Below are 7,038 nucleotides of genomic sequence, written 5' to 3' on the forward strand. Positions count from 1 at the left end.
GCGGGGCTCATCGCGACAGCACCCGATCCAGCCAGCGCAGCGCCGACGGCAGTTGCTGGGTGTCCAATGCTTCCTTCCGCGGCGTGGCGTCGTCGGCCGGCCCGGCCCGGCGCGGACGCGGCGGCAGGTACTTGTTGGTCGGCTGATAGCCCAGCTGCGCCATCAGATCGACGCCGCCGCGTTCGGCGACGAGCTTGGAGACCTTGGACTCGGGGTCGCCGAGGTCGCCGAAATGACGCGCCCGGGTCGGGCAGGCCTGCACGCAGGCCGGCTGGCGTTCGGACTCGTCGAGGTTCTCGTTGTAGATGCGGTCGATGCACAGGGTGCATTTCTTCATCACCCCTTCGACCGGGCTGTATTCGCGCGCGCCGTAGGGGCAGGCCCAGGAACACAGCTTGCAGCCGATGCACTTGTCCTCGTCGACCAGCACGATGCCGTCTTCGGCGCGCTTGTAACTGGCGCCGGTCGGGCACACGGTCACGCAGGCCGGCTGTTCGCAGTGCAGGCACGAACGCGGGAAGTGCAAGGTCATCGCCGGTTGCGGCGCCGCGACTTCGCCGCAGCCGCGCACCGGGTCGGCCAGCGGCATCGCTTCGGCGCGCGCACTCGCCGGCGCGGTCTCGCTCGCGGCGACCTCGTAGCTGTGCACGCGGTTGAACCAGATGCCGGACGGGTCCTTGCCGTAGGGCTGCTCGTCGGTCAGCGGCGCGGCGAAACCGCCGGCATTCCATTCCTTGCAGCTCACCGCGCAGGCATGGCAGCCGACGCAGGTGTCCAGGTCGATGACCAGGCCGAGCTTCTTTTTCGACGGTAGCGGCAAGTCGGTCATGGTTTTTTCTTTCCGGTAGCGAGCAACCACAGGCCCAGCGCGAACACGGTCAAACCGATCGCCACGCTCGGCATCAACGCGATCAATACCGGCGCGGCCGAGGTCGCGTGCGCGGCGGTGTCCCGGGTCGGGTCCAGTACGCCCAGCCCGAGCAGGATGATCAGGCCGAAGCCGAGCGCGATGCATAGCCAGCCGGCGAACAGGCGTGCGGTCCTCATCGGCGATGCTCCGTGGCGGTTTCGGCGACGCTCGCACAGCGACGCATCGCCGATTCAATCCTGCTCATGGTTGACCCCCGCGCGGCGAGCGCGAAACTCCGCGCCGTAGCGCAAGGGGCCGGGTTCGGCCTCGGCGAACGCGAGCGGAGCGAACTGCGGTTCGGACTCGCCGCGCGCGTTCTGTTCCGCATCGGCCTTGCGGATCGACACGCGCAGGTCGAACCAGGCCGCCTGCCCGGTGACCGGGTCGGCATTGGCGTAGTCGCCCTTCGGGGTGATGTCGGAGATCAGGTGATTCATCAGGAAGCCCTTGCGGCTTTCCGGGGCGTCCTTGTCCAGTCGCCAGGCGCCACGGCGCTTACCGATCGCGTTCCAGGTCCAGACCGTGTCGGCCTGGACGTTGGCGGCGAAGCGCGCCTGCACGGTGATGCGGCCGTGGTGCGATTCCATGATGATCCAGTCGGCATCGGCGATGCCGTGGCGCGCGCCGGTGTCCGGATGCAGATACAGGTAATTGCGCGCGACGATCTGGCGCAGCCAGGCGTTCTGCGAACCCCAGGCGTGGTACATGAACATCGGCCGCTGGGTCACCGCGCTGAGCGGGAATTTCGTGTCGACCTGATCGACCTGGGCGCCTTCGAAGGGTTCGTACCAGATCGGCAGCGGATCGAAATAGGTCGCCACGCGTTCGCGATGCTGCGGCGGCGGTTGCTGCGCGCCGTGGCCTTGCGCGGCGAGGCGGAATTTCTGGATCGTCTCCGAATACAACTGCAGCACGATCGGGTCGGCGTGGCCGATGAAGCCCATCTTCTGCGCCCAGTCCAGATAACCGCGATTGGCCATCTTGTAGTAGCGCGCCGACTCCGGCACATGGCTGCGCCAGAAACCGCCGTTGTCGATGTAGCGCTGCAACTGCTGCGGGTTCGGCGGCCCCTTGGCTTCGAGTTCGCCGTGTTCGCCGCGCCAGCCGGCGAGCAGGCCGACGCCGGGCGCGCGCTCGTGGCGCACGATGTAGTCGGCGTAGTCGCGGTAACGCGGGCTGCCGTCGTCGTGGACCATGCCGGGCAGGCCGAGGCGCGCGCCGAGTTCCAGCAGCACGGATTGGAAGCCGCGCACGTCGCGGCCTTCGCGTTGTTGCGCGGCGTCGACCACGGGATGGCGGATCGCATCGCTGGCCGAGTCGGCATCGGAGATCGGCCGGTCGAGCAGGCTGATCGCGTCGAAGCGTTCCAGATAGGTGGTGTCGGGCAGGACTAGGTCGGCGTAGGCGGTCATCTCCGAGGCATAGGCATCGGCGTAGATGATGCGCGGGATGCGGTACTCGCCGTCTTCGCCGCGATCGGTGAGCCAGCCGATGGTCTCGCCGGTGTTCATCGCCGAGTTCCAGCTCATGTTGGCCATGAACATCATCAGCGTGTCGATCTTGTACGGGTCGCCGGCCCAGGCATTGCGGATCACGGTGTGCATCATCCCGTGCGCCGACAGCGGATAGGCCCAGGAGAAAGCGTGGTCGATGCGGCGCGGCTGACCGTTCGCGTCGACGACCAAGTCCTCGGGGCTGTGGACGAAGCCGAGCGGCGCGGCGTCGAGCGCACCGTTGGGCTGACGCGTCTTGCCGGGCCGGTTCGGCGGCGGGATCGGTTTCGGGAACGGCGGCTGATAGCGGAACGAGCCCGGTGTATCGACCGCGCCGAGCAACAACTGCAACAGGTGCAATGCGCGGCAGGTATGGAAGCCGTTGCTGTGCGCGCTGATGCCGCGCATGGCATGCATGCTGACCGGGCGGCCGGTCATTTCGGTGTGCTGGCGGCCGTAGGCATCGGTCCAGGCGATCGGCAGCGTGATCGCGTGATCGAACGCGGCCTCGGCAAGCTCGCGGGCGATGCGGCGGATGGTCTCGGCCGGAATGCCGCAGCGTTCGCTGACCGCATCGGGTGCGTACTGCGGGTCGAGGTAGCGTTCGGCAACCAGATGGAACACCGGCATCGCGCGGCGGCCGTCGGCCAGGCTGTATTCGCCGACCACGGCCGGCGCGATGTCGATCGCGTCGGCGGGGTGGGCGCGGCCTTCGCTCGCGCCGTCGGGCAGCCCGCGCGCCCAACACAGCGCGCGCCCCTCGCCGTCGCGCGCGAACAGGCCGTCGTCGGCGCCGCTGGGGTTACGGATCACCAGCCAGTGCGCGTTGGTGTAGCGCACCAGATAGTCCAGGTCGATGCGATCGGCCTTGAGCAATTCGTGGATCAGGGCGAACGCGAACAGGCCGTCGGTGCCGGGGCGGATGCCGATCCATTCGTCGGCGATCGCGCCGTAACCGCTGCGCACCGGATTGACCGCGACGATCTTGGCACCGCTGGCCTTGAGTCTGCCGAGCCCGAGCTTGATCGGATTGGAGTCGTGGTCTTCGGCCACGCCCCACAGCATCAGATAACGCGAGTGCTCCCAGTCGGGCTCGCCGAACTCCCAGAACGAACCGCCCAGGGTGTAAAGGCCGCCGGCGGCCATGTTGACCGAGCAGAACCCTCCGTGGGCGGCGTAGTTGACCGTGCCGAACTGCTGCGCCCACCAACCGGTCAGCGCCTGCGACTGGTCGCGGCCGGTGAAGAAGGCCAACTCATCGGGGTTGCGTTCGCGGATCGGCGCGAGCCAGTCGGCGGCGATGCGCAGCGCCTCGTCCCATTCGATCTCGCGGAATTCGCCCTTGCCGCGTTCGCCCACGCGCAGCAGGGGCTTGTCGAGCCGCGCCGGCGAGTAGTGCTGCATGATGCCGGCCGAACCCTTGGCGCACAGCACGCCCTGGTTGACCGGGTGATCGGGGTTGCCCTGGATGTAACGGATCCGGCCGTCGCTGAGCCAGACCTTGATGCCGCAACGGCATGCGCACATGTAACAGGTCGTGGTCTTGACCTCGTCGCCGGGCGAGGGCGACAAGTCGATGGCTGGCTCTTGGGGAGCGTGCTTTCGCATGGCGGCATTGTGCCTACCTGGGCGTGTCGCTGCGAGCTTGCGCGAAATCCGGGCTTGTGCGTCGTAGCGCCATCGCACTGCAACATTGTGCAGGTCTTGTGATCGGGCTTGCGGCCGCGGCTGTCGGCGGGCTCGCGCAGTCGCAACCGTTGCGACCGCACGGGTGTCTAATGTCACTACTGCGCCGGCGCTCCGATCCAGATACTGCTCCCGACATCGGCTCTCGATACCGGCGTCGTCGTAACCTCATTCGGTCGAGGGGCGTCGCTGCCGGTGCTGCCGGCCGGCGATCCGCTCGAAGCGGTCGACGCTTGCTCCTCGCGCGCAACTGCGCGCGGGCGTTCGCGTCGGCGCGACGAGGCTCGGCGAAGCCGGCCACGGCCCGGATGGCCCGCTCCGGCGGCGATCCGGCCTGCCGGGCGCCGCGGTCAGCCCGGTAAACGTGGCGCGGGGGGCGGCGTTGCGGATATTGCGGGCTCGATCACGTACGATCCCCAAGTTCGATGGTGGCGGCCGGACAGCGGCCGGTGCCATGCTAGTTGCGACCCCACCGAATCCACTAGACATCGCCGACATGGAACGTATCGAACGCATCCACGCACTGCACCGGATTCTCACCGCAGCCCGGTATCCGGTCACAGTCCAGCGCCTCCAAGAGGACCTGGAGTGTTCGCGCGCGACCGTCTACCGCGACTTGGCCTACCTGCGCGACTACCTGATGGCGCCGGTGGTCGGCAACGGCGAGGCCGGTTTCCGCTACGACACCAGCGAAGGCGATCGCTTCGAGCTGCCCGGCCTGTGGCTGAGTTCGGAAGAGCTGCACTCGCTGTTGGCCGCGCAGCAGTTGCTGATGCGCAGCGGCGGCGGCGTGCTGTCGAACGCGCTCGCACCCTTGCAGCAGCGCATCGAAAAGCTGCTCGACGAACATGCCGGCGGCCGACGCCTCCCGGTCGAGCGCGTGCGGGTGATTCCGCACCGCACCCGGCGCCTGGACGAGACCGCGTTCCGCGCCGTCGCCACCGCGGTGCTCGATCGCAAGCAGCTGACCTTCGAATACCGGGCGCGCTCGACCGACCAGCGCACCCGCCGCAGCGTTTCGCCGCAGCGCCTCACCCATTACCGCGAAAACTGGTACCTCGACGCCTGGGATCACGAGCGCGATGCCTTGCGCAGTTTCTCGGTCGACCGCATCAGCGCGGCCAAGATCGGCGAAGACACCGCGCGCGATGTCGCCGACGACGAACTCGACCAGCATCTGGCGTCGAGCTACGGCATTTTCTCCGGCGCGCCGAAGGGCTGGGCGACCATCGTCTTCAGCGCCAAGGCCGCGCGCTGGGTCGCCGACGAGCACTGGCATTCGCAGCAGCAGGGCCGTTTCTTGCCCGACGGGCGTTACGAGCTGAAGGTGCCGTACAGCGCCGGGCGCGAGCTGCTGATGGACGTGATGCATTACGGCAGCGACGCCGAGATCGTCGAGCCGGTGGTGCTGCGCGAACAGGCTAAGTCGATGCTGGAACTGGCGCTGAGCAACTACGGACGCTGATGCCCGGCGCCGACGCACCGCATATTTCCCGCGACGAACCGGTCGCCCTGGTGCTCGGCGCGGGCGGTGCCCGCGGTCTGGCGCAGATCGGGGTGATCGAAGCGCTGCAGGCGCGTTCGATGCGCATCGTCGCGGTTGCCGGCTCCTCCAGCGGCGCCCTGGTCGGCGGCTTGTTCGCCGCCGGTAAGCTCGAGGTCTACCGCGACTGGCTGTACGGCATGAGCCGCACCGCGATGCTGCGCCTGCTCGACCCCGGTCTGGGGCAACCGGGTCTGTTCCGCGGCGAGCGTCTGATGCACGCGTTGCGCGAACTGACCGGCGAGCCGCGCATCGAAGATCTGGAAATCGAGTTCACCGCGGTCGCGGTCGACCTGATCCGCCAGCGCGAAGTCTGGCTGCGCGAGGGCGATCTGTGGGACGCGGTACGCGCGTCGATCGCCATCCCGGGCGTATTTCCGCCTTATGAATTGCACGGTCGCGAACTCGTCGACGGCGGCCTGTTGGCGCCGCTGCCGATCGCGGCCACGCGCCTGTCCGATGCGCATCGTTTGATCGCCGTCGACATGCACGGCTGGCCGGAGCGGCCGCCGGGCGCGCTCGCCCAGCAGAACGGCGCCAAGGCGCCGGGCAGCGAGGTCGCGGAGTCGAAGCCTTCGATGCTGATGCGCTGGTTCCGCCGTGGCGCCGACGAGGCCTCCAACGGCGAACAACCGCCGCACGAGCTGGGTTTCAGCGAATTGATGGCGCGTTCGCTCGACATGATGCAGGCCCAGATCGCGCGCGTGCAGCTGGCCCTGGACCCGCCGGAGCTGGTCATCCGGATTCCGCGCGACGCCTGCCAGTTCTACGAATTCTGGCGGGCCAAGGAACTGATCGCGCTGGGCCGCGAAGAAGCCGAGAAGGCACTCGACAAGGCCGGTTACTGAGCTTCGGCTCGGCGCAGTCGCGTTTGGGCAGAGGCGGCGCGAGCCGCGACCGTGATCCACCCGGGCGACCCGGGCGCGGTCGACCTTTTTGCTCTCATGGCGCTGGCGCGCCGCGTGGAGCCGCGGCCCTTCGGCCATGGCCGCGAGCGAATCTCCACGGTCTTTCGCTGCGTGGCCCGGGCCGGTCGCCGACCAACCGCCAGACCCGGCACAGCGCAAAGCCGACGCGCCGCACAGACGACGCGCCGATGAGCGGCGCCGAAGATCGCAGCCTCTGAGACGGGCCGGCGAGATGGTGGGCTCAACGACCCTTACGCCCGCTTTCCGGAGCCTGGACATGACCGTCAGCACGCCTTCCGACCGTTCCGCCGATGCCGCCCATGCGGACCTCGACACCGCCCTGCGTTACGCCCTCGCCATCGGCGGCCTGTTGGTGCTGATGCTGCCGGCCGCGCGCGGCAGCCATGGCGCGATCGGCTGGCTGCCGCTGTGGCTGGTGGCGATGCCGGCCGTGGCCTGGTGGGCGCTGCACCGCTTCCGGCTGCCGGCCTGGCGCAA

5 protein-coding genes are annotated in these 7,038 nt (G+C 68.5%); 2 read left to right on the forward strand and 3 right to left on the reverse strand.

Annotation, left to right across the window (positions count from 1 at the left end):
• Nucleotides 1-7: 7 nt before the first annotated feature.
• From GLA29479_RS17550 to GLA29479_RS17560, 3 genes are read right to left on the reverse strand one after another with little or no spacing between them, the layout of a single operon-like run.
• Nucleotides 8-829, reverse strand: coding sequence for a 4Fe-4S dicluster domain-containing protein (locus GLA29479_RS17550; protein WP_057972360.1), 822 nt, complete (start codon nt 827-829; stop codon nt 8-10).
• Nucleotides 826-1,047, reverse strand: coding sequence for a hypothetical protein (locus GLA29479_RS17555; protein ID WP_057972361.1), 222 nt, complete (start codon nt 1,045-1,047; stop codon nt 826-828). Before GLA29479_RS17555 ends, GLA29479_RS17550 begins: the two co-directional genes overlap by 4 nt.
• A 54-nt stretch (nt 1,048-1,101) precedes the next feature.
• Entirely contained in the window at nt 1,102-4,011 is a 2,910-nt protein-coding gene (locus tag GLA29479_RS17560) for a molybdopterin oxidoreductase family protein (protein ID WP_057972362.1), read from the reverse strand.
• A gap of 574 nt (nt 4,012-4,585) precedes the next feature.
• Between GLA29479_RS17560 and GLA29479_RS17565 the strand changes: the two genes are divergently transcribed.
• Together GLA29479_RS17565 and GLA29479_RS17570 are read left to right on the forward strand one after the other, a co-directional pair.
• Nucleotides 4,586-5,554: a helix-turn-helix transcriptional regulator gene (locus tag GLA29479_RS17565; RefSeq protein ID WP_057916671.1), complete on the forward strand. Its 969-nt coding sequence runs from the start codon at nt 4,586-4,588 to the stop codon at nt 5,552-5,554.
• Nucleotides 5,554-6,480 (forward strand): patatin-like phospholipase family protein, encoded by a 927-nt coding sequence (locus tag GLA29479_RS17570; RefSeq protein ID WP_057916672.1) that lies wholly within the window; start codon nt 5,554-5,556, stop codon nt 6,478-6,480. The genes GLA29479_RS17565 and GLA29479_RS17570 overlap by 1 nt, the downstream gene beginning before the upstream one ends.
• Nucleotides 6,481-7,038 lie beyond the last annotated feature (558 nt).

Source organism: Lysobacter antibioticus, assembly GCF_001442535.1.
In the GTDB taxonomy this organism is placed as follows: domain Bacteria; phylum Pseudomonadota; class Gammaproteobacteria; order Xanthomonadales; family Xanthomonadaceae; genus Lysobacter; species Lysobacter antibioticus.

Bases quoted from the DNA above. Each gene is read 5' to 3' on its own strand.
- GLA29479_RS17550 (WP_057972360.1), bottom strand. From the start codon at position 829: ATGACCGACTTGCCGCTACCGTCGAAAAAGAAGCTCGGCCTGGTCATC.
- GLA29479_RS17570 (WP_057916672.1), top strand. From the start codon at position 5,554: ATGCCCGGCGCCGACGCACCGCATATTTCCCGCGACGAACCGGTCGCC.
- GLA29479_RS17555 (WP_057972361.1), bottom strand. From the start codon at position 1,047: ATGAGGACCGCACGCCTGTTCGCCGGCTGGCTATGCATCGCGCTCGGC.
- GLA29479_RS17565 (WP_057916671.1), top strand. From the start codon at position 4,586: ATGGAACGTATCGAACGCATCCACGCACTGCACCGGATTCTCACCGCA.
- GLA29479_RS17560 (WP_057972362.1), bottom strand. From the start codon at position 4,011: ATGCGAAAGCACGCTCCCCAAGAGCCAGCCATCGACTTGTCGCCCTCG.